The sequence below is a fragment of the Fulvivirga ulvae genome (assembly GCF_021389975.1).
Taxonomy (GTDB): Bacteria; Bacteroidota; Bacteroidia; order Cytophagales; family Cyclobacteriaceae; genus Fulvivirga; species Fulvivirga ulvae.
Map to the genome: position 1 here is coordinate 5,003,737 of NZ_CP089981.1, position 21,896 is coordinate 5,025,632.

A 21,896-nucleotide genomic window follows, 5' to 3' on the forward strand; every position below is an offset into this window, starting at 1 on the left:
GTATCGGATATTATATTTGAACAGGGTTATCATTATATAAAAAATGGCAAAAGACAACAACAAACTATGGGGCATTGACCTTGGCGGCACTAAAATAGAAGGAGTGGTTATTGATTCTGTCAACATATCAGAAGTGCTGTGCCGCACCCGTATAGCCACCGAGGCTTCTAAAGGGTACAAGCACATCCTGAACAGGATCAAAGAGCTGATCGATCTGATGTCTGCTGAAGTGAAAAGCTCTCCCTCAATCCTGGGCATAGGCACCCCGGGAAATCTGGATCCACAAACCAGGTTATTGAAAAACAGCAATTCCACAAGCCTTAACGGACAGCCCTTCAAGCAAGATTTGGAGGATGTTTTAGGTATTGAAGTGAAAATGGCCAATGATGCAAACTGTTTTGCCCTGGCAGAAACCAAACTAGGAGTGGTGCAGGATGTCAACCCAGATGCAGAAGTTGTTTTCGGTGTGATCATGGGAACAGGAGTAGGAGGAGGCATAGTGGTGAACGGCAAAGTCATCAACGGGCATCAGGGTATAGCAGGAGAGTGGGGGCACAACTTCCTGGATGCCACCGGAGGGAAATGCTACTGTGGCAAAACAGGCTGCGTGGAAACTGTTATTTCCGGCCCGGCCCTGGAGCGATACTACGAGCAAATATCAGGCACACACGTAAAACTAAAAGACATCGTAACCCGGCGAGACGGAGACAAACATGCTGTAGCCACTCAGGAAAGGCTCGCTCATTTCTTTGGCCTGGGCATTTCCAACATCATCAATATACTGGACCCTGACGTGATTGTACTCGGAGGAGGAGTAGGGAACATAGGCATACTTTACACCGAAGGCGTTAAAGAAGCCGAAAAATACACCTTCAACACCGGTCTCAAAACCCCGATAGTGAAGCCCAAACTAGGCGATAGTGCAGGAGTTTTCGGCGCAGCTTTACTGGTGGGTTAGGCTCACCACCGCCTAACGCCTACCAAGTCATTCCAAATGCAGCGCAGCGAATATTTGGAATCCCTCCATTAAGTGTACTGACGAAGGTTTTTGCACTGCTACGATCCGGGAGATTCCTGATATTTTCAATGTACTTCTGCATAAAATCACACGCATACACGAAAATTCAGGAATGACGGGTTCTAGGCGTAATTCGTGTCATTTTATAGAGTATGATAAACATCATACGTCAAAAAACAGAACAATAACAAAAGTCAAAACTCCATCTCCGTGTCGGAGAGGGCATTCGTGCAAAAGCTAACCTAAAGCCCGCTACCGGGTGTGGCCATACCACCCACACCGTGGACTGTCCTCAGGCAGTCCACTTTTCTCCGATACCATCAATTTTTCCTACCGCCCCTGCCGATTGCCTACTGGCTACTGCTTCTTATCAACCTTATCCTTAAACAACAATCCGAAAAACAACATAATAGTCCCGGCAAAAGCACAAGGGATCAGCCAGAAATTATTCCATTGAGACGGAGTAAGAGCTTCCGCTGTACCGAGGAAACTATTATATACCTCACCCGCAATCTGGGCGCCAATAAGCATACCCACACCATACGTGATAAACACCAAAAATCCCTGAGCCTGCCCACGGATTTTGGCCGTCGATTTTTTATCCACATACACCTGGCCGGTAACAAAGAAGAAATCATAGCAGATACCATGAAGCAAAACACCGGTTATTACCATCCAGAATACACCATCAGGTGCTGAAAAAGCAAAAAATGCATAGCGTAACACCCAGGCACCCATACCCAGGAGCAACATCTTTTTAACACCCAGCCTCACAAAAAACAAAGGCATCAAAAGCATAAAAACCACCTCGGAAACCTGCCCAAGAGACATGGTAGCCGCAGGACGCTCAAAACCGGTGTAGTTCACAAAAATGGGAGCGAAATTGTAATAAGCCGCTAAAGGAATACTGATCAGAAAAGAACTGATCAGGAATACAATGAAAGATTTACTCTTTAAATAATGGTAAGCATCAATCCCCAGTATACTTCTCAATGAAGTTTTTTCGCCTTTTGCCGGTGGAGGCGTATGAGGCAAAGTGAAGCTATAAAGTCCCAGCAATACACTGGAAAACGCTGTTGTGTAAAGTGGTAGCGGAGTAGTATCAGGCAACCTGTCCGTTACAAAATATATAAGAACATAGCTAATAAAAAGACCGGCCGCAATCCACCCGATGGTCCCAAACACCCTTACTACCGGAAACTGTCTTTCCTGGTCCTGAATATTATGAAATGCAAGGGAATTAGTCAGTCCCAGCGTAGGCATATAACATAAATTATAGGCCAGCAGCATGGTAATGAAAAGGGTAGGGTTATCCGTAGTCTGCGGTACATAGAACATAATAGCTGCCCCCAGCAAGTGTAGCACGCCCAGCACCCGCTCTGTAGCAAAATACCTGTCAGCGATCATGCCCAGGAAAAAGGGAGCAATGATGGCAGCTATAGGGTTAACGGTATATGGCCAGTGAGTAAGGTCTGCCATACCATGGGCAGTCATATAATTTCCAATAGTTACATACCAGGCGCCCCATACAAAAAACTGCAAAAACATCATGGTACTTAGCCTGGGAAGGATCGTTTTATTCATAGTTTTAGAGGTTTTGAACCGGATAATAACCTTTAATTTTAAAATCTGCAAATTCATCATCTGCCGCAAACGTTTGCATCAGAAATTACATTTTTAAAGTCACTCATAATTTTTATATTGACCCGGTAACGGCTGAAAAACGCCTGTTTTTTTACCTAATTTTTTATTCCTAAAACAAGCCTATGGCAAAGAAAAACCGCAAGATTAAAATGGGTATGGTAGGGGGCGGAGCAGATGCTTTTATTGGAGCAGTACATAGAAATGCTGCCGCACTGGATCAGGAAATAGAACTGGTTTGCGGGGCTTTCAGCAGCAATCCCGAAAAGTCAAAACAAACCGGTCAGGCATTGTACCTGGATGAGCAGCGGGTATATGATAGCTGGGAGCAAATGATAGAAAAAGAAAGCCGGTTGCCGGAAGGAGAACGAATGGACTTCATATCTATAGTTACACCCAACCACCTGCATTTCGGGCCAGCCAAAATGGCCCTGGAGCACGGGTTCCATGTCATGTCCGACAAACCTTTATGCTTTTCTCTGGATGAAGCCCTCGAACTTAAAGAACTCGTGGATAAAACAGGCCTGCTTTTCGGACTAACCCACACCTATAGCGGTTATCCTATGGTCAAAGAAGCCAGAAACCTTATAAAACAGGGCAGGCTGGGGGAAATCAGGAAAATATATGTTGAATACCCTCAGGGCTGGCTTACCGATAATATCGAGAAAGAGGGTCAAAAACAGGCGTCGTGGAGGACAGATCCTTCCCGATCTGGAAAAAGTGGCTGTATGGGGGATATTGGCACGCATGCCGCTCACCTTGCCGAATATGTGAGTGGACTGGCCATAAGCAATGTATGTGCAGACCTCAATAAAGTAGTTGATGGCCGCGAGCTGGATGATGACGGTGCCGTTCTCCTTCGGTTTGACAACGGCGCATCCGGTGTATTGATTGCAAGCCAGGTAGCTGCCGGAGAAGAAAATAACCTGAAACTTCGCGTTTATGGAGAAAAAGGAGGAGTGGAGTGGAACCACACCGATGCCAACACACTACAGTTAAAATGGACAGACAGGCCCAAAGAAATACTGCGTACCGGTGTAAATAATGAGTACCTGTCAGAAGCCTCACGGAAAAACACAAGGCTTCCCTCCGGACATCCCGAAGGCTATCTGGAGGCATTTGCCAACATCTACAGAAATTTTGCCTTTGCCATCAGGGCAGTAAGCGCAGGAGAAAAACCTGATCTGGAGATTTATGACTTCCCTGATGTGAACGATGGTGTAATGGGCATGACCTTTATAGATAAAGTAGTTGAATCAACAGAAAAGAAGAACCAGTGGATTAAGATGTAAACCACTTCAAAACCAACAACAATGATGAAAACCATACAAGGACCGGCAATATTTCTGGCACAATTTCTTGATGACGAGCCACCATTCAACAATCTCAACAACATTTGTAAATGGGCATCGGAGTTAGGCTACAAAGGAGTGCAGATCCCTACCTGGGACAAGCGCTGCTTTGACCTGAAAAAGGCTGCCGAAAGCAAGACCTATACCGATGAAATTAAAGGTACTGTAGAGCAATGTGGTATGCAGGTAACTGAGCTTTCCACCCATCAACAGGGGCAGTTGGTAGCAGTGCACCCGGCATATGACACCATGTTTGATGTATTCGCACCTGCGGAGCTGAGAGGCAATCCTGCGGAAAGACAAAAATGGGCTGCTGATCAGGTGAAAATGGCCGCGAAAGCCAGTCAGAACCTGGGTATTGACGTGCATGCGACCTTTTCAGGAGCTTTGCTCTGGCCGTTCATGTACCCATGGCCCCAAAGACCTGACGGGTTGGTGGAGGCCGGTTTTAAGGAATTGGCCAAACGATGGGAGCCTATTCTGAATGTATTTGACGAACATGGCGTAGACCTTTGCTACGAAGTGCATGCAGGTGAAGATCTGCACGATGGCATCACCTTCGAGCGGTTTGTAGAAGCCACCAACAAACACCCTCGCGTGAAGTTGCTGTTTGACCCAAGCCATTTTGTTTTACAGCAGTTAGACTACCTCCAGCTTATTGATCACTACCATGCGTTCATCCGCATGTTCCATGTTAAAGATGCCGAGTATAACTACAACGGTAAAAGTGGTGTTTATGGAGGATATCAGTCCTGGGGAGATCGTCCCGGACGTTTCAGGTCATTGGGAGACGGTCAGGTAGATTTTACAGGAATATTTAGCAAACTATCCCAATACGGCTACGGAGGATGGGCAGTGATGGAGTGGGAGTGTTGCATCAAGTCCCCGGAGCAGGGAGCCAGAGAAGGAGCGCCGTTTATTCAAAGCCACATTATTGAGGTTACCCAAAAAGCATTTGATGATTTTGCAGGAGGGGAATCGAATGACGAGCTGAACCGCAAGATACTTGGTATCTGACAAAATTTATAAATACCATCACCAACAATACTGCCATTAAAAGTGGCAAAATACTATACCTATGAAGAAAACACTTCTAATTGTTGTCGCCCTATTTTCATTGATTTCATGTACCAAAGAAGAAAAGATAAGGGAAAGGCCCCGGAATCCGTGGGTCTTCCGTTCGGTACTGGATGAACAACCCCGAATAATAACAGTAGCCCTGCATGATGAACTTTATGTGGCCTATGATGCCCGGTATGGAGGCTTGTATAAGGCATGGAAAGGAGGGGTCAATTTTGATGGCGCCGTCTACACCACCAAACATGGCCCGCAGCCAACTGCCAAAGGCTATGCCTACTATGCTAATAAGCTGAATGATACCCAATGGGTACTTCTGAAAAATGGCGCAGAAGTTAAACCCGAAGTAGACTTTAAAGGATACCAGTTCAAAAATGGTCAGGTATACTTTAAATATGAACTGAAAGATGATCAGGGGAATGCTATTCAGGTAGAAGAAGTGCCTGAGTATACTTCTAAAAAAGGACAAAATGGACTGTCAAGAACCTTTTCGGTAGCCAATGTACCCCAGGGCGTACAGGTAGGCATGAAAACCAGCCTTACCAATATGAAGGAAGATAAGGATTATGAAACTTCCGGTGAATTTAAGGTTACTGATCAAAAGAAAGATATGTATACCAGCGGCTCTACGCACACTGTTGACGGGCTTTTGGTACTTAGCAACGATGGTGAAACCGAGCTTTCTGTATACTACCATCCCGGATTTGATCAGGAAATGGCCGGAGAGGAAACAGAGCCCAAAGCTGCTGTGGCCGAAGGACCGATAATGGAAGGTAAGCAGCTTATCGAGAACAGCGATTGTAAAACCTGCCATAACGAAACCAAAAAAACCGTAGGCCCTGCTTACCTGGATATTGCCAAGCGATATGATAACTCAGAGGCCTCGGCAATTGACCTGGCCCAAAAGGTAATAAACGGAGGCAGTGGCAACTGGGGTGAAGTACCCATGACGGCCCACCCTGACTTGCAGGAGGTTGACGCCAAAAAAATGATGGCATATGTCCTTTCTCTGGATAATGAGCCACCCAAAGAACAACAAGAGGCCAAAGAAGAAGATCTTATGTTGGGAGTGGCATCAATAAAACTACAGCTCAATGAGCAGAACGAAGCCTTTAAAGCCGGAGGAGAAGAGCTAAATGACGGCCTGGCTGCAAATGCCTATATCTGGAATGATTACAACACAGGGTTTGATGAGTTGGTAAAAACCACTGCTCCTGTGGCTTCAGGAGTTGTTCCCGCTATTCATTTCGACAATGCCAGCGATATGGGAGAGCTTCGGGAAGATGTTTACATCGAATTCAAAGGCTTTGTTGATGTAGCAGAAACTTCCAACTATGTATTCAGGTTAGTCTCTGATGACGGTTCAAAACTTTATATAAACGACAAACTGGTTATAGATAATTCAGGTTTTCATGACCCTGAAGCTAAAGATGGAGAGGTTTACCTGCAAAAAGGGCCCAACAAGCTGAAAATAGAGTATAACCAGGGTAAAGGGAATGCAGTACTGTCATTCCAGTGGGCCAAATATGGAGATAACAAATTTTCAGTCGTGCCCGCTTCCGCACTAAAGCATCGCAATGATATGTTTAAAGAAGTGATACCCTATATAGCACCTGAAAAACTGAAAAAGAGCATACCTGGCGATCAGAAGCCTTTGGTTGATGTACACCCTGCATTTGACCTGTTCCAGGCACGTCCGGATGATTTTGAGCCTCGTGTCGGAGGTATGGACTTCCTTTCCGATGGCCGCCTTGTTGTATGTACCTGGGACTCCGTAGGTCCTGTCTACATTGTTGAAGGCGTAGCCACCGGAGACCCTGCCCAAATGAAAGTGAAACAAATAGCCTCGGGACTTGCCGAACCACTGGGCCTGAAAGTAGTTGACGATGAGATATATGTACTTCAAAAGCACGAACTCACCAAACTTATAGACCATAATGGCGACGAGATGATCGATGAATACCAGACGGTAAGCGATGATTGGAAAGTATCAGCCAACTTCCATGAGTTTGCCTTTGGTCTTGAATACAAAGATGGCCATTTCTATGCCGCCCTGGCCATTGCCATTATGCCCGGAGGAGCCAGTGCACACCCTCAGATCCCAGACAGGGGCAAGGTAATCAAAATATCAAAAGATGATGGTTCCATAGAGTTTATTGCCCACGGACTGAGAACGCCCAATGGCATAGGCATTGGTGTTGACGGAGAATTGTTCGTGGCCGATAATCAGGGAGACTGGCTGCCTTCCAGTAAGATTGTACATGTAAAGGAAGGTGCATGGTATGGCTCCAGGGCTGTCGATTTCGAAGGTACCGCCAATCTGCAGGAAACATTACCTTTGGTTTGGCTCCCACAGGATGAGATAGGCAACTCACCAAGTACACCATCATACCTCGATCTTGGCCCTTACAAAGGCCAGATGATCCATGGAGAAGTTACTCACGGAGGTGTGAAAAGAGTGTTCGTAGAGCAGGTAGAAGGAAAATATCAGGGAGCAGTATTCAGGTTTATTCAGGGACTCGAAGCCGGTGTTAATCGCCTGACGTGGGGGCCTGATGGTGACCTTTATATCGGAGGCATTGGTAACCCCGGCAACTGGCAGCAAAATGATAAGCTGTGGCATGGTTTACAAAGGCTTCACTACAACGGAAAAACTGCATTTGAGCCGTTGGCCATCAGAGCCAGGACTAACGGTATTGAAGTAGAGTTTACCCAGCCTATTGCGGCAGATCAGGGACAGAATATTCATGATTATGTGGTCAAACAATGGTATTACAAACCTACCGAAGATTACGGAGGCCCTAAGCTTGACCTCAAAACGTTGAATATTAAATCGCTGCATATGTCTGACGACAGAACAAAAATATTCCTCGAACTTGAAGGAATGGAAGCTAACCATGTCGTCCATTTCAGAATAGTCAATCCATTCACAAGCAATGAAAAGCAATCATTGTGGACTACAGAAGGCTGGTACACCATGAACAATATCCCGCAGGATAAACCCGGCTTTGTAAACCCGGTAAAACCAGTGACCCATAATCAGTTAACAGAAAAAGAGAAAAGCGAAGGATGGAAACTGCTTTTTGATGGCAAGACTACAGCAGGATGGAGAACCTTCAAAGAAGATAAGATTGGCTCAGCATGGAAAGCCGGCAATGGTACACTTTACCTTGACAATTCGAAGAAAAAAGACTGGCAGGTAGTAGGTGGAGGAGATATCATCACCGATAAGGAATATCAGGATTATGAACTGATGCTGGACTGGAAAGTTGAAGAAGGAGGTAATAGCGGTGTCATCTATAATGTAGTTGAAAACGACGATTACGAGTATGTATGGCAGACGGGACCTGAGATGCAGATCCTTGATAACCTCAAGCATCCCGACGGACGTATTGAAATGCATAGGGCTGGTGATCTTTACGATATGATAGCCACCCGGTTCGTTACCGTTAATCCGGGAGGGGAGTGGAACCATGCCAGGATCGTTTCAAAAGATGGCCATGTGGAGCATTGGCTGAATGGTTATAAACTGGTGGAGTTCCGGATGCACACACCCGAATGGGAAGAAATGATTAAAGGCAGTAAGTTCAAGGATATGCCAGCCTTCGGTAAAGCTAAAAAAGGCCATATTTCGCTGCAGGACCACGGTGATAAAGTGTGGTTCAGAAACATTAAGATCAAGGAATTGTAAGTTCAAAGGCTTAACCAAGGGATAGGATGTGTGCCGGAGTGGCTTACCATGAAATAAAAACTATATCATAATCAGAAACTGTTGTTCCATACTGCCTTGCCATCCGGCAAGGCAGTAAGAGGCAGCCCAAAACCAAACAAAGATGAAAAACCATACCAGAAGAAGCTTCATAAAATACAGTGCATTGGCAGGCGTTGGCCTGATGGTCATACCTTCCTGTCTGTCCCAGGCGGCTCCAGCTACAGGTATTCAGCTTTACACCCTGCGCGACCGGATGGCGGAAGATCCGGCAGCCACGCTTGGCAGAATAGCGGCTATGGGTTATAAGGAAGTGGAATCAGCCGGATATGGAGAGCGGCAGTACTATGGTTTATCTGCCAAAGAGTTCAGAAAGCTGCTGGATGATAATGGGTTAAAAGCTGTAAGTGGCCACTACCTCAGCGGGAAACAGGCACCAGAGAAACAAGGCTCTCTGACCAATGGCTGGGAGCAGGCCGTAGAAGACGCACTTGAAGTGGGGCAAAAATTTATGGTGTGCGCCTACCTTTTTGATTTCGAAAGGGAAACCCTGGATGCCTATAAAGAAACTGCCGCATTGCTCAACAAATGCGGTGAGATTGCCAAAGAAAACGGTATTCAGCTTTGTTACCACAACCATGCCTTTGAATTTGAAACACTTCAGGGCGAAGTGCCTTATGATATTTTACTTTCAGAAACAGATAAAGAACTGATAAAAATGGAACTGGACCTGTATTGGACCCGGAAGGCGGGTGTTGATCCCATACAATTGTTCAAAGAAAACGAGGGACGTTTCCCACTCTTTCATGTAAAGGACATGAATGAAGCCGGTGAGTTTACGGCAGTAGGTACCGGAGTGATTGATTTTGATCAAATATTTGCCAATAGAGACAAAGCAGGCCTGAAGCACTTTTTTGTTGAGCAGGACAGAATAGAAGGAGACCCTTTTGAAAATGTAAAAACCAGCTACAACAACCTGCAGGAGATCATTGCATAAACCGGGAATGCTTTTGTTGAGAACGTACCTCTTACTTTTACTGATGGTTTCAGGTTTTTTGCTACGCGCTCAGAAGCCAAGGCAACAGGTAAGGGGCTGTGTTTTTGATCAGATATCCAGGCAGCCTGTAGAAGGTGTGCAGGTATATCTAAAGGATACAGATCCATTGCTGGGAACTGCTACGAATGAGCAGGGAGCCTTCGAAATAGAAAGTGTACCTGTTGGCAGGTACGTTTTGGTAATTAGCCATATTGGCTATGACCGCAAGTACGTTGATCTGGTGGTGGAAGGAGGGAAGCCTGCCTACATCGAAATGGAGCTGGCCCCCGCTTACAATGAGCTGGAGGCGGTAACCGTAAGTAGTCAGCCATTTATAGCTGATGTTGATGCTGTCGGAAAACGAAGTATATCTATCGAGCAAACTACACGCTTTGCTGCCAACTATCTTGACCCGGCACGGGTAATGATCTCGTTCCCCGGAGTAGTGCCACAAAATGATCAGAACAATAACATCATCATCAATGGAAAATCACCTAATGGGCTACTATGGCGTGTAGAGGGACTGGACGTGCTTAACCCCAATCACCTTTCAAATGCAGGAACTCTAAGTGACCGGCCAACTTCAAATGGAGGAGGAGTGAACGTACTGAGTGCACAAATGCTGGGAGCAACGGCGTTCATTACAGCACCCTTTGGAGCGCAATATGGAAATGTAATGTCTGGTGTTATGGGTATGAATTTTCGAAGTGGAGATAAAAAGGAAAACCACTATACCGGCCAGGCCAGTCTGATAGGCTTAGACTTGGCCGCCGAAGGACCTTTGAAGCAGGACAAGTCCTCATTTCTCGTCAATTACAGATATTCTACAGTGGGCTTACTCAGCCAATTGGGCGTTGACTTTGGAGGTGAAGAGATCAACTATCATGATGCCGCCTTTCATATCTCCTTTGATCAGAAGAAAGGAGGCAGGCTGTCTGTTTTTGGTTATGGAGGAAAGTCCAAAAACGAGTTTGAAGGTATTGACGAACCCAAAGAATGGGAAATTGACAAGGACAGTACTGCGGTTGACTACTCATCGGCAACCGGAGCCTTTGGTTTTAAAGAAATCCTGTCAATAGGGCAGCGATCATCATTGTCTTTAGGTACGGCCTTTTCTGCATTTCAAAATGAGCGTACCTCCAGGGGCTTAACCCGGCAAGGAACAGACTTAGATGCAGAGCATTTTGAAACAGAGAGCTACCAGCTTTCATCCAATGCAGAGTTTGCTTCAACCCTTGGGCATACCCGCTTAGTGACAGGGATTACAGCTAATTATACTACCCATGAGGTTTTTGCAGAAGAGATATATACAGGACGCGGCAGGTTAATGGATGAAAGTGCAGACGGGTTACTGTTCCAACCCTATATTCAGGCGAATACGCTGCTGGCTCCGAAATGGACTTCTCAGATAGGCCTCAGGCACATGTATTACACTTTTAATAACAGTACGTCGTGGCTGCCTTCCGCGGTAGTAAACTACAACGTCACATCGCAGGGCACTATTAGTCTCAATTATAGCCATCAAGCCCGTTTGCAAAATCCTGAGGTTTATTTTTCTTCAGGCAACAAGCACCTGGAAATGAGCAAATCACACCACACCGGCCTGGGTTATAACCACATATTTATCAAATCCTTGCTAACCACCCAGTTGTTTTACGAGCGGCTGTATGACATCCCTGTCAGCGCTGCTCGTCAGAGCTCTTTTTCATTAGTAAACCATTTAAATGATTATATCCTTGAGCCCTTAAGTAATCAGGGCAGTGGAGAGATCTACGGGTTAAACCTTTCCTATGAAAAGCCAATGAGCAACGGGTTTTACTACATCGCAAGTGGCTCCTTGTTTGAGTCCACCTATGAGGGCAGCGACGGTGTAGAGCGAGATTCGAGGTTCAATAATAATTATACCTTCAGCTTTACCGCCGGTAAGGAATATACCAAAGAGAAGGGTGCAGAGGCCGTTAGGGTTACCGGACTTAATGGCCGTCTATTTTACGCGGGAGGCCTGCGTTCAACCCCAATTTCAGAGCCGATGTCACAGGCCAATGGAGAAACTATATTTGAGGAAAACAGGGCTTTTTCAGATCAACTGGGTGATTATTTCAGAATGGATTTCAGGGTGAGCTTTAAAAAGGAAAAAGCCGGCTATAGCAGAATGTTTGCCATCGATATCCAAAATATGTTATCTGTTGAAAATGACGGTTTTCGATATTATGACTTCCGGAAACAAAAAGCAGAGGTCAAAAAACAACTGGGAATAATCCCGGTGCTGGTTTACAAAGTCGAATTTTGAGATTTAAATACATGAAATGAGCATAAACTTAGAGTCCGTTAATATACCGGCTGTAAAGCAAGGGTGACTAAGTTTATCTGGAGATTGAAAATAGACCTATTACACATGAAAATCACGAGCATTATTCTGGCATTGACATTTCTTGTATTTGCTGCATTACAATACAACGATCCCGACCCATGGCTCTGGATAGTGATCTACGGGTACGTAGCGCTTATCCCAATATTATACCTTTTCAAGATTTATCCGGTACGTTTAATCCTCATATCCATTGTAGCCGGACTGATCTACAGCTTTTTCTACATCCCCGGAGTGCTGGACTGGCTGCAACATGGCACACCACAGGAGCTGGCCCAGGAAATGAAAGCAACCAAACCATACATAGAAGAAAGCCGGGAGTTCCTCGGCCTTTTAATTGGCCTCAGCGCTTTATTGTTTTACTACTTCAAAGAAAGAAAATTGGATAACCCAAAAGTATAATTATTGTCGAAAAAGCTTCAGCAATGGAGCAGCAGGCTTTACTAAGCTTTTCAAGACCAGTAAAGCTTGCCAAACCTATAGAAAGCTGACCCAAGCCCACAGATCAAATTGAAATTCCGGGTAGATACCAACGTTTCGAATCTTTGTTTGATAGACACCTGTTAACGGCAATCGGCAAAAGCAGTTGGCAAATAAGAGTAATAAGCATTTTTGCCGTTTTACTATTTCAAAGCAAAAAGATTGGGAAATGCAAAAGTATAAATATCGTCGAAAAGGTTCCAGCAATGGAGCAGCACAGCTTTACTAAGCTTTTCAAGACTAGTAAAGCTTGCCAAACCTATAGAAAGCTGACCCAAGCCCAACGAATCAAACTGAATTTTCCGGGGAGATATCAACGTTTCAAATCTTTGTTTGATAGACACCTGTTAACGGCAATCGGCAAAAGCAATCGGCAAACTGGGGTAAAACAATAGATTTGAATTCCTGATTTCAAGCATTGCCTTACTAAGCTTTCCTAATCTATGAAAAGCTGCCCCAAATCACCCACCAACAGCAGGAGTCTGAGCTAACATATCTCTTAAAGTGAGTTCTACGCCATTCAAGACAAGTTATCGGACTCTAAAAGAAAAACCCAATGTTTAAACAGCTCCTCAAAAATTATCAATATAAGGCGCAACCGGCTCTGGCCAGTTCCTTTTGATTACCTCGTACACCCTGTTCACCCAAACATCATCCCTGGCAGCCACTTCACCCACATAACCATTCCCACGCGCATTGGTTTCCAAACAAAACCTGACCCCCTCAAGGTCCCGATTCCCCGTAACCCTGGAAAGAAACAGCATGCCGCCATCCGTTACCCGAAATTGCGTATTTACCGTATCATCCTCAGAACCAATCAGCAACCTCAACCTTTCAATGGTGAAATCATCCTGATCATTAAGATTAATTAGCATACCGTAAATCTAATTTTAGTGGATTTAAATATCCAATACTAAAGTGGATTTGTTGGTGAAAGAGGAGTAATCGGTGCTCAGGATTTGATAATCGGAAAAACGGTTGGTAAACAGTAAACGGTGGAAAGAAAGTGTATTAAAGAATCGAAATTTTAAATATTTCCACGGCACTGCTATCCCCTTGAGGGGATTATAGGAGTGTTTAAACTGATAAGCAGTGAACAGTAAATAAGTTTTAGTTTAAACAGGTCAACTCTAATCATTGACGAACAGCCAAAGCCACTCTACAGTCCACCCCCGCAGTCGTCCTGACGGCAGGAAGGATCTACCTAAGTAGTTGCTGCGAACAGTTCTGCCTATGCAGGAAACTGAGTTAGATACTTTATGAAGTTTGGTAAAGCCGCAATTTAGCTCTGTAAGTTGCCATTCTAAAAAATAATTTATCAGCCAAATACACCGATTACCACTTACTGATACTGAATACCGACACCTACCACCCATTCACCTCCAAAAGTCGTTTAATATGCATACAATGATGCTCACCGTGCCATGCATAAAGGGCCGTACCTGCGGCCAGGGATATACCACGTCCGGTTTCTGGGTGAATATACTCCCTGCCAAAATCTTCAACTGACAAGCCTTTCAGCAGGTATGTCCACTTAGAGTGAAGGGCTTCAAGTAGCAGTAGTGAATGTTCAACAGGTGCTGATTTGGAATCCGTTAACTCCGCCCAGTGCTGCTCTTCGTACACCTTGATCACCGGTCTATCCTCAGTTAGCGCCCATTTAAACCGTACATACCCATTAACATGGCTATCGGGAATATGATGAATAACCTGTCTGACTGTCCAGCCTTCCGGGCGGTATGGGGTATCCAGCTGATCGTTTGAAAGTTTATTTACAAGTTGGCGGAGCCTTGCAGGAAGAGCCTCTATTTGCTCAATACAGTCCTTTAGCTGATTGGGAGATATGTTTTCAGGCCATTGAAATTTGCCAATAGGATATTTTAAAGATTCTATTTGATCTGTTGTCATGGATAATTATTTAAGTTTTATAATTTAGCTGACTAATTATATTTATCGAAATTGAACAGCTTGTAGGTACTTACGATTTTTTTATGGATTAGTTAAAGCCCCTGATTACCTTATCCGAACCCTGAAATGTTATAAATGAATTTAAAAAATAAAATATCTTCCGTCAGGGAGCATCTGGTAAATATTGGTGTTGATGAGAACCTGTCTCCCTTTGAAGTACGGAAGGTTCGGCTGATTAACGGAATACTGCTCACAGGGGAGATCCTGTTTCTGGTCATCATTATCAAGAGCCTGATCATGCAGGTTCCCGAAGAGTGGTCCGTTCAACTTGTTGGGGCATTGCTTTTTCCCATCCCTATATTGCTCAATAAATTGAAAAAGTACGATGCTGCACGGTTGCTTTGTCTGCTTATCCCATTCTTTTATTTGAGCTCACTTACGTTGTACTGGGGCAGCGAAAGAGGATCACAACTGATCATATTTGCCTGCTCAGGGCTTGCAGTGCTGTTCTTTGACCGTACGGTATACGTTTACCTGCTCATTGCACTCGGAGGTTTGTGCATCATTACCGTAGAGATGTATAATTTCGATCATGAGTCATTTTACCAGACAGAACAGCTAAAACTGGCCTATGTGATCAATATTATGATCACGATCATCCTTCTGGCCGTTATCTCTGCTATTTTCAGAAAAGAGAATGAAAAATATCAAAAGAGCATACAGAAGAAAAACAACCAGATCACCTATCAGCATTCCCAATTGCTCAGGTTACATAACGATCTGAAAGAGTCGGTGCGTCTGATCAATGAGCAGACCAAATACGCTCAGACTATACAACAATCTATACTCCCTTTGAAAGAAGAAATGCGGGAGATGATGCCCGACCATTTCCTTTTCTTCAAACCCAGGGATTTGGTGAGCGGGGATTTCTACTTTGTAACCAAGATCAGGGAAAGGGTTTTTATTGCTGCAGTAGACTGTACAGGTCATGGTGTACCCGGGGCATTTATGAGCATGATAGGCTATAACCTGCTGCTGGAAGCCATCGAACTCAACTTTATTTTTGAACCCGCCAAAATACTGGATTACCTGCAACAAAGGATTGTCTATGCCCTGAGGCAGCAACAAACCGATAACCGCGATGGCATGGATATTTCCATATGCGTAATTGACAAGGAGCAGCAGGTATTAGAATTTGCCGGAGCCAAACATCCGCTGTTATTAATTGAAAATGGAGAAATGAGGAAAGTTGAAGCTGACAGGGTTTCCATTGGTGGAATGCTGACCAGGCCCGATCATAAGTTCCGAAACCATAAGTTTGAGCTTGCCAAGATCTCTGATTTCTACATGTTTACCGATGGTTTCAGGGATCAATATGGGGGAGGTGACTTCAAACGCTTTATGAGCAAACGCTTTCGCGAACTTCTGTTTAACAATCATCACATGAGGGCATCAGATCAAAAGCGTGTGATAGAGCACACCTTTAGCGAATGGTGCGGCAGAAATGAACAGACCGATGATGTTTTGATCATAGGAGTGAAGCTATAATCAAAACACCGGGAAAAGGATTCTAATCAATCATGGCAACCACCCTTGCAGGAGCGGCAGATGCACCTTTGATCTTCAAAGGAAATACTGCCACCTTAAAGCCTTGGAGAGGTAGTGATTTAAGGTTGGTTAACTGCTCCATATGGCAATATTCCTTGTCTTGCCCTACAAGGTGTCCCTCCCAAAAGAGCCTGGAATTATTTTCTTCTTTAGCCCGTTTCACCATGTACTTCAAAGGCAGATCCCAGCCCCACTGGTCAATTCCCATTACTTTTACCCCTTTGCCAATCAGCCACCTGGTAGCTTCGGCACTCATACCTGTACCGCGATCAGGAAACTCCTTTGTGCCCATATACTTGTCCCTGTCAGTCCGGATAAGAGCAATGGTACCCTGGCTGATGTTAAGGTTGTCCTTCTCCACCTGCCTGCTGATGTCCTCAGCAGTAATAGGGTCATTATCCTCTTTATGGGTCATATTGATAACGACACCCGGACCATAGCACCAATCCAAAGGCACCTCATCGATGGTTTTTGCGCGTTCACCATTGCAGATCGGGCTATAATGCCACGGGGCATCGATATGCGTGGCAGAGTGAACACCCATGTTTTTTATGGTATCATCAGCCCAGCCGTTAAATTTATCTGGAAACAGCCGTTTGGGCAGGCCAAGAAACAGGCGTATCAGCCAATGAGCTTTGTTATGTGGTTTGTGCTTGATCTTGATCCGCATAAACCATGGGTCATTGCGGTTATATTCAATGGTTTTGGACAGGTCGACTATTTGCATAAGCTTAGGTTAAGTTGGTTTCCGAAAAATATCAGCGATTATACAAAAGAAAATGATAACAGCTTAAGAACAGCTTTATTTTGTGAACTCGTGGAAACCGGCAAATGCAATTAGCCTGTTATAATTCACCGACCAAAGGCTCCAGTTTTTCGATGGTAACATGCTCCATGATCACCACTTTAAACCATTTCGGTTTTTTATGATTATCAGGTACCAGGCCATATTTTTTAGCTACTTCAGCTTTGATGTCACTGCTTTTAATGGTCACAATATTGGAGCCCTGCTGACGATAATGTGCAATGCCCTTTTCATTTAGCCGGTTGCACAGCCAGTCTGCCCGGTTTAGCAAAACAAGGATCTTCTCTTTCCAGCCATAAGGGCCATAGGTCATCAAAATCATCCATACTGCGATGGCATTCGCACCACTGCGGCTTCCTATCAAAGTGTAATCTTCACCTTCCACATAGCTGGCCTCTTTGGTGTTAGCGTACGAAATCAGTCCTTTTCTACAAAGAAAGATACCTGTTCCATATGGAGCCTGTAGCATTTTGTGCGCATCCAGTGTGATGGAATCAACTTTAGGGTTTGAAAAATTCAAAAGGTGAATATCCGTTGAAAAGGGAAAGAAAAAACCACCATAGGCACCATCGATATGGAGCTTATATTTGCTGCCCAACTGGTCAAGGGTTTCAGTATACAGATTTACATCATCAACAGACCCGAACATAGTGGTCATCATATTAGCGATTACGATGAAATATTTATGCCCCTTATCCTGCTGAGTTTTAATAGCCTGTTTTATCTCTTCTTTACTCAGCGATCGGTTGTTATCATCCACCTTCACATAAGCAATGCCGATGTTAAGCACATTCGCCGCTTTGCTGGTAGAGTAGTGGCTGTCTTCTGAGCATAAGATGCAGATTTCTTCCTGCCGGGCACCCAGCTCTTCTTTAAAGTAATTTCTGTAAACCCATATTGCCTGCATGTTGGCCTCTGTACCACCTGATGCCACATAACCATCAAAGCTATCCGGGGCACCTTTAAGTATTTCCTCTGAGCATATTCTCACCAGCTCCTTTTCGATCTCCTGAGTGCCTTTAAAGAAACTTTCAGACTTACCCAGCGTGTGGCAGCCAATGTGGTTAGGATTATGGATCAGGGTTGACAGGTAAGGAGCGTGATCCAGAAATGGCGCATCCTGATAAAATACCTTGTCATCGAGGTGTGAGGCAGGTATGCCCAGAATATTGGCTTCGTAATAATTTACATTTTGTTTTAGAGCACCAAATACCCGCTCCTGAATTTCACCGTGGGTAAGTTTTTTCCAGATACGCATTTCTTAAAATTTGTTTTTTAATAATTATTAGGCAAGCTATCACGATAGGATAGCGAAGTGTTGAACCTCGTGCGGAACAGCGGCAAAGCATGCGGCCGATGCTAATATAGGAAAGTTTAGAATAAAACAAACAGCTCTGGGGCGTGAGCCGGGTTAGAGGAGTAGAGGGGTATATTTATTTTCGTTTTTCCCTGTAAGATTTTAACAATTTTAATGTTTGTGCGGACACTTTGTTTCTCAGGAAAGGAGTGAAGCCCAAAAATGTACCCACCGGACCTAGCGCCATACTGCTCCATTTCCAGAAGTTAAAACTGTCTTTATGTACTATGATCTTTCCGTCTTTAAACTTGAAGCGTGCTTTGATCTTGTTGTTTACTGTTCTGCCGGTTTTTGAAAATGTGTAAGTAGCATGCCATCGGGCAGATCCTTCATCTCCATCTGCAACAGCCTCAAAATATTCGATGTGAAGATTTTTGGCGCCAGATAGCAACATTCTCCACATATCTCCGGCTTCGTCACCCTTTAACTTCCTGAAAACGGGATCTTCAAACTGAATATCAGCATGATAGCATGAGGCCATGGCTTCAGCATCACCTGCCTTAAAGGCATCGTAAAACTTCCTGATCACTTCCGTGTTAGTGTTCATAATGCTTAATATTTTTTAGGTCACTAAAATGAACATTTAAATTTGTTGTTAAAAAAAATATTCTACATTTGTACAAAGTTTGTTCTTTTAATATTCTTATCAAGAAAGGCTGAGGGATATGGCCCGGCGAAGCCTTAGCAACCGTTCCTGATCATTAGGAAAAAGGTGCTAAATCCATCTTCACACTTGTGTGAGGGCAGATAAGTTGGTAAAGCTATCGAGATACATTAAAATATATAGAAGCTCTTCCGATTTATCGGGAGAGCTTTTTTTGTTTATAACATTTTTTAATTGATGAATATCAACGGAAAGAAGATACCGTATTTAAGATTAAGTGGGTTAGAGCCTTTGATTGTTACACCGGATGCTAATTTTATTAACATCGGTGAGCGAACCAACGTAACGGGTTCCAGGAAATTTCTGAAATTAATACAGGAAGATAACTATGAAGAAGCACTTGAAGTAGCGCGTGACCAGGTAGAAGGTGGTGCACAGGTATTGGATGTCAATATGGACGAGGGGATGCTAGATGGGGAAGAGGCAATGACCAAATTTCTAAACCTGATAGCCTCAGAGCCGGAGATATCGAAGATCCCGATCATGATTGACTCCTCGAAGTGGCACATTATTGAGGCAGGCCTTAAATGCATTCAGGGTAAAGGCATAGTCAATTCCATAAGCCTGAAAGGAGGGGAGGAAGAATTTACAAGACAGGCTAAAAAGATCAAGCAGTATGGAGCTGCGGTGGTGGTTATGGCTTTCGATGAGGATGGTCAGGCCGATAACTATCAGCGAAGAATAGATATCTGTAAGCGATCATATGACATCCTTGTCAACAAAGTTAAATTTCCTCCGCAGGATATTATTTTTGATCCGAACATTTTCCCGGTGGCCACCGGTATGGAAGAGCACAGGAAAAATGCACTGGACTTCTTCAATGCCACTAAATGGATCAGGGAAAATCTGCCCGGGGTCCATGTGAGCGGTGGGGTAAGTAATGTTTCCTTTTCTTTCAGAGGAAATAACGCAGTTAGGGAGGCCATGCATTCGGCCTTTTTGTATCACGCGATAAAAAATGGTATGGACATGGGCATAGTAAACCCGACCATGCTCGAAGTATACGATGAAATTCCTAAAGACCTGCTGGAGTATGTAGAAGATGTGCTGCTGGACAGGCGTGATGATGCTACCGAAAGACTGCTGGATTTTGCAGAAAAAGTAAAAGGCGGAGCGAAAAAGAAACAGCGCGATGATGCCTGGAGGCAGGGTACTGTTGAAGAGCGTATATCACATGCTTTGGTAAAGGGAATAATCGAGTTTATAGATGCAGATACCGAAGAGGCGCGGATGAAATATGGTCAGCCATTGCAGGTAATAGAGGGCCCCTTAATGGATGGTATGAATATAGTGGGGGATCTCTTTGGCGCTGGTAAAATGTTTCTGCCTCAGGTAGTGAAAAGCGCCCGTGTTATGAAAAAAGCGGTAGCTTATCTCGAGCCATTCATGGAGGAAGAGAAAAGGCGCAACAAATCTACTGAATCAGCCGCCAAGATACTATTGGCCACTGTAAAAGGTGACGTTCATGATATCGGGAAAAACATTGTAGGTGTGGTTTTAGCTTGCAACAATTACCAGATCGTAGACCTTGGAGTTATGGTGCCTGCAGAAAAAATTCTGGAAACAGCTATTAAAGAAAATGTGGTCGCTATTGGCCTTAGCGGATTGATCACCCCATCTCTGGATGAGATGGTATATGTAGCCCAGGAAATGGAGAAGAAAAAACTGAAACTTCCTTTACTTATAGGAGGAGCCACGACCTCACGCGTACATACGGCGGTGAAGATTGATGAAAATTACAGTGGCTCTGTAGTTCATGTTCTCGATGCTTCGCGAAGTGTGCCTGTAGTCGGAGAACTAATAAGCAAAAACACGCGCGACGCCTTTCATAAGAGAATTAAACAGGAGTATAAAGAGCTGAGAGAAGGACATGCCTCCCGCAAATCAGACAAAACTTATATCAGTCTGGCCGAAGCCCGTGCAAACCAGACACCCATAAATTGGACAGCGTACAAGCCGGTTAAACCCAGGGAGTTGGGCAACAAAGTGTTTAATGATTATCCACTGGCCGAAATCAGGGAATACATAGACTGGACTCCGTTTTTCCAGACCTGGATGCTGAAAGGCAAGTTTCCCAAGATATTTGATGACAAAGTTATTGGTACCGAAGCCAGGAAGCTGTATGATGATGCCAATCAGTTGCTCGATGAGATCATTGCGGGCAATTTGCTCCATGCTAATGGTGTTATAGGCCTTTACGAAGCCAAAAGAGTTGGGGATGATGTGAAGGTTTTTGCTGAGGGTGAGCATGTGGAAACATTTCATTTTTTAAGACAGCAGGGCAAAAAAGGTAAAGGAATCCCTAATTTGTGCCTGGCTGATTTTGTAGCTCCGGAAGATACAGGCATTACGGATTATATCGGAGGCTTTGCCGTTACTACAGGTATTGGCATAGAGCCGCTTATTGAAAAATACAAAAAGGCCCATGACGACTATAACGAGATCATGGTTAAGGCCATAGCTGACCGGCTTGCAGAGGCCTTTGCTGAGCTCATGCATGCCAAGATCAGGACAGACCTTTGGGGATACTCACCTGAGGAAAGTCTTTCAAACGAGGAACTTATAAGAGAGAAATATGCCGGTATCAGGCCGGCACCGGGTTACCCTGCATGCCCTGACCATACGGAAAAGCCATTGCTGTTTAACCTGTTGCAGGTAGAAAAAAATACGGCGATATCCCTTACCGATTCTTATGCTATGTACCCGGCAGCTGCCGTGAGCGGGTTTTACTTTTCCCATCCCGACTCAAAATACTTCGGATTGGGTAAAATTGAAAAGGACCAGGTGGAGGATTATGCACTGAGAAAGGGTATGTCAACCGAACAAATTGAAAAATGGCTTGGGCCGAACCTAGCCTATTAAAAATTATGATT

Annotated in this window: 15 protein-coding genes and 1 riboswitch; of the genes, 9 read left to right on the forward strand and 6 right to left on the reverse strand. The window is 44.4% G+C overall.

The genetic code is table 11. The features are described from left to right. Positions 1 to 43 precede the first annotated feature (43 nt). Positions 44 to 958 (forward strand): ROK family protein, encoded by a 915-nt coding sequence (locus LVD17_RS21145; protein ID WP_233761027.1) that lies wholly within the window; start codon positions 44 to 46, stop codon positions 956 to 958. 417 nt (positions 959 to 1,375) lie between these two features. On the opposite strand, the gene LVD17_RS21150 is transcribed toward LVD17_RS21145, so the two are convergent. Continuing rightward, positions 1,376 to 2,602: a nucleoside permease gene (locus tag LVD17_RS21150; protein ID WP_233761029.1), complete on the reverse strand. Its 1,227-nt coding sequence runs from the start codon at positions 2,600 to 2,602 to the stop codon at positions 1,376 to 1,378. Between the two features lie 209 nt (positions 2,603 to 2,811). Here LVD17_RS21150 and LVD17_RS21155 point away from each other — a divergent pair, with 209 nt between their 5' ends. The 6 genes from LVD17_RS21155 (at position 2,812) to LVD17_RS21180 (ending at position 12,603) form a co-directional block, all read left to right on the forward strand. Further along, positions 2,812 to 3,951, forward strand: coding sequence for a Gfo/Idh/MocA family protein (locus LVD17_RS21155; protein ID WP_233767978.1), 1,140 nt, complete (start codon positions 2,812 to 2,814; stop codon positions 3,949 to 3,951). Between the two features lie 24 nt (positions 3,952 to 3,975). After that, the gene (locus LVD17_RS21160; RefSeq protein ID WP_233767979.1) at positions 3,976 to 5,028 is read left to right on the forward strand and encodes a sugar phosphate isomerase/epimerase family protein; all 1,053 of its coding nucleotides are present in this window, start codon (positions 3,976 to 3,978) and stop codon (positions 5,026 to 5,028) included. 61 nt (positions 5,029 to 5,089) lie between these two features. After that, positions 5,090 to 8,779 carry a 3-keto-alpha-glucoside-1,2-lyase-like domain-containing protein gene (locus tag LVD17_RS21165; protein ID WP_233761031.1) on the forward strand — a complete coding sequence of 1,230 codons (3,690 nt, stop codon included), beginning with the start codon at positions 5,090 to 5,092 and terminating at the stop codon, positions 8,777 to 8,779. Positions 8,780 to 8,921: 142 nt separating this feature from the next. Further along, a complete protein-coding gene (locus LVD17_RS21170) occupies positions 8,922 to 9,794 on the forward strand; it encodes a sugar phosphate isomerase/epimerase family protein (protein WP_233761033.1) in 873 nt (290 codons plus the stop codon). A 16-nt stretch (positions 9,795 to 9,810) separates the two neighbouring features. Further along, the gene (locus tag LVD17_RS21175) at positions 9,811 to 12,123 is read left to right on the forward strand and encodes a TonB-dependent receptor (RefSeq protein WP_233761035.1); all 2,313 of its coding nucleotides are present in this window, start codon (positions 9,811 to 9,813) and stop codon (positions 12,121 to 12,123) included. A gap of 105 nt (positions 12,124 to 12,228) precedes the next feature. After that, on the forward strand, positions 12,229 to 12,603 hold the full coding sequence (locus LVD17_RS21180; RefSeq protein WP_233761037.1) for a transmembrane 220 family protein: 375 nt from the start codon (positions 12,229 to 12,231) through the stop codon (positions 12,601 to 12,603). A gap of 650 nt (positions 12,604 to 13,253) precedes the next feature. On the opposite strand, the gene LVD17_RS21185 is transcribed toward LVD17_RS21180, so the two are convergent. Together LVD17_RS21185 and LVD17_RS21190 are read right to left on the reverse strand one after the other, a co-directional pair. Beyond that, a complete protein-coding gene (locus LVD17_RS21185) occupies positions 13,254 to 13,556 on the reverse strand; it encodes a hypothetical protein (RefSeq protein WP_233761039.1) in 303 nt (100 codons plus the stop codon). A gap of 490 nt (positions 13,557 to 14,046) precedes the next feature. Continuing rightward, positions 14,047 to 14,589, reverse strand: coding sequence for a YfiT family bacillithiol transferase (locus LVD17_RS21190; RefSeq protein WP_233761041.1), 543 nt, complete (start codon positions 14,587 to 14,589; stop codon positions 14,047 to 14,049). Positions 14,590 to 14,724: 135 nt separating this feature from the next. On the opposite strand from LVD17_RS21190, the gene LVD17_RS21195 reads away from it, so the two are divergent. Beyond that, entirely contained in the window at positions 14,725 to 16,137 is a 1,413-nt protein-coding gene (locus LVD17_RS21195) for a PP2C family protein-serine/threonine phosphatase (protein ID WP_233761043.1), read from the forward strand. 22 nt (positions 16,138 to 16,159) lie between these two features. Here the strand turns inward: LVD17_RS21195 and LVD17_RS21200 are convergent, their stop codons facing one another. The 3 genes from LVD17_RS21200 to LVD17_RS21210 form a co-directional block, all read right to left on the reverse strand. Further along, positions 16,160 to 16,924: a cyclase family protein gene (locus LVD17_RS21200; protein WP_233761045.1), complete on the reverse strand. Its 765-nt coding sequence runs from the start codon at positions 16,922 to 16,924 to the stop codon at positions 16,160 to 16,162. A gap of 118 nt (positions 16,925 to 17,042) precedes the next feature. Beyond that, positions 17,043 to 18,260: a pyridoxal phosphate-dependent decarboxylase family protein gene (locus tag LVD17_RS21205; RefSeq protein ID WP_233761048.1), complete on the reverse strand. Its 1,218-nt coding sequence runs from the start codon at positions 18,258 to 18,260 to the stop codon at positions 17,043 to 17,045. Positions 18,261 to 18,435: 175 nt separating this feature from the next. Continuing rightward, positions 18,436 to 18,906 (reverse strand): nuclear transport factor 2 family protein, encoded by a 471-nt coding sequence (locus LVD17_RS21210; protein ID WP_233761050.1) that lies wholly within the window; start codon positions 18,904 to 18,906, stop codon positions 18,436 to 18,438. A gap of 93 nt (positions 18,907 to 18,999) precedes the next feature. Next, a riboswitch (SAM riboswitch) is annotated at positions 19,000 to 19,113 on the forward strand. 87 nt (positions 19,114 to 19,200) lie between these two features. On the opposite strand from LVD17_RS21210, the gene metH reads away from it, so the two are divergent. Then, on the forward strand, positions 19,201 to 21,885 hold the full coding sequence (gene metH / locus LVD17_RS21215) for a methionine synthase (protein ID WP_233761052.1): 2,685 nt from the start codon (positions 19,201 to 19,203) through the stop codon (positions 21,883 to 21,885). The last annotated feature ends 11 nt before the right edge of the window (positions 21,886 to 21,896 follow it).

Excerpts from the sequence above, each read along its gene's own strand:
- LVD17_RS21200 (WP_233761045.1), bottom strand. The coding sequence starts at position 16,924 with ATGCAAATAGTCGACCTGTCCAAAACCATTGAATATAACCGCAATGAC.
- LVD17_RS21150 (WP_233761029.1), bottom strand. The coding sequence starts at position 2,602 with ATGAATAAAACGATCCTTCCCAGGCTAAGTACCATGATGTTTTTGCAG.
- LVD17_RS21145 (WP_233761027.1), top strand. The coding sequence starts at position 44 with ATGGCAAAAGACAACAACAAACTATGGGGCATTGACCTTGGCGGCACT.
- LVD17_RS21160 (WP_233767979.1), top strand. The coding sequence starts at position 3,976 with ATGAAAACCATACAAGGACCGGCAATATTTCTGGCACAATTTCTTGAT.
- metH (WP_233761052.1), top strand. The coding sequence starts at position 19,201 with ATGAATATCAACGGAAAGAAGATACCGTATTTAAGATTAAGTGGGTTA.
- LVD17_RS21190 (WP_233761041.1), bottom strand. The coding sequence starts at position 14,589 with ATGACAACAGATCAAATAGAATCTTTAAAATATCCTATTGGCAAATTT.
- LVD17_RS21180 (WP_233761037.1), top strand. The coding sequence starts at position 12,229 with ATGAAAATCACGAGCATTATTCTGGCATTGACATTTCTTGTATTTGCT.
- LVD17_RS21205 (WP_233761048.1), bottom strand. The coding sequence starts at position 18,260 with ATGCGTATCTGGAAAAAACTTACCCACGGTGAAATTCAGGAGCGGGTA.
- LVD17_RS21210 (WP_233761050.1), bottom strand. The coding sequence starts at position 18,906 with ATGAACACTAACACGGAAGTGATCAGGAAGTTTTACGATGCCTTTAAG.
- LVD17_RS21155 (WP_233767978.1), top strand. The coding sequence starts at position 2,812 with ATGGGTATGGTAGGGGGCGGAGCAGATGCTTTTATTGGAGCAGTACAT.
- LVD17_RS21185 (WP_233761039.1), bottom strand. The coding sequence starts at position 13,556 with ATGCTAATTAATCTTAATGATCAGGATGATTTCACCATTGAAAGGTTG.
- LVD17_RS21165 (WP_233761031.1), top strand. The coding sequence starts at position 5,090 with ATGAAGAAAACACTTCTAATTGTTGTCGCCCTATTTTCATTGATTTCA.
- LVD17_RS21195 (WP_233761043.1), top strand. The coding sequence starts at position 14,725 with ATGAATTTAAAAAATAAAATATCTTCCGTCAGGGAGCATCTGGTAAAT.
- LVD17_RS21170 (WP_233761033.1), top strand. The coding sequence starts at position 8,922 with ATGAAAAACCATACCAGAAGAAGCTTCATAAAATACAGTGCATTGGCA.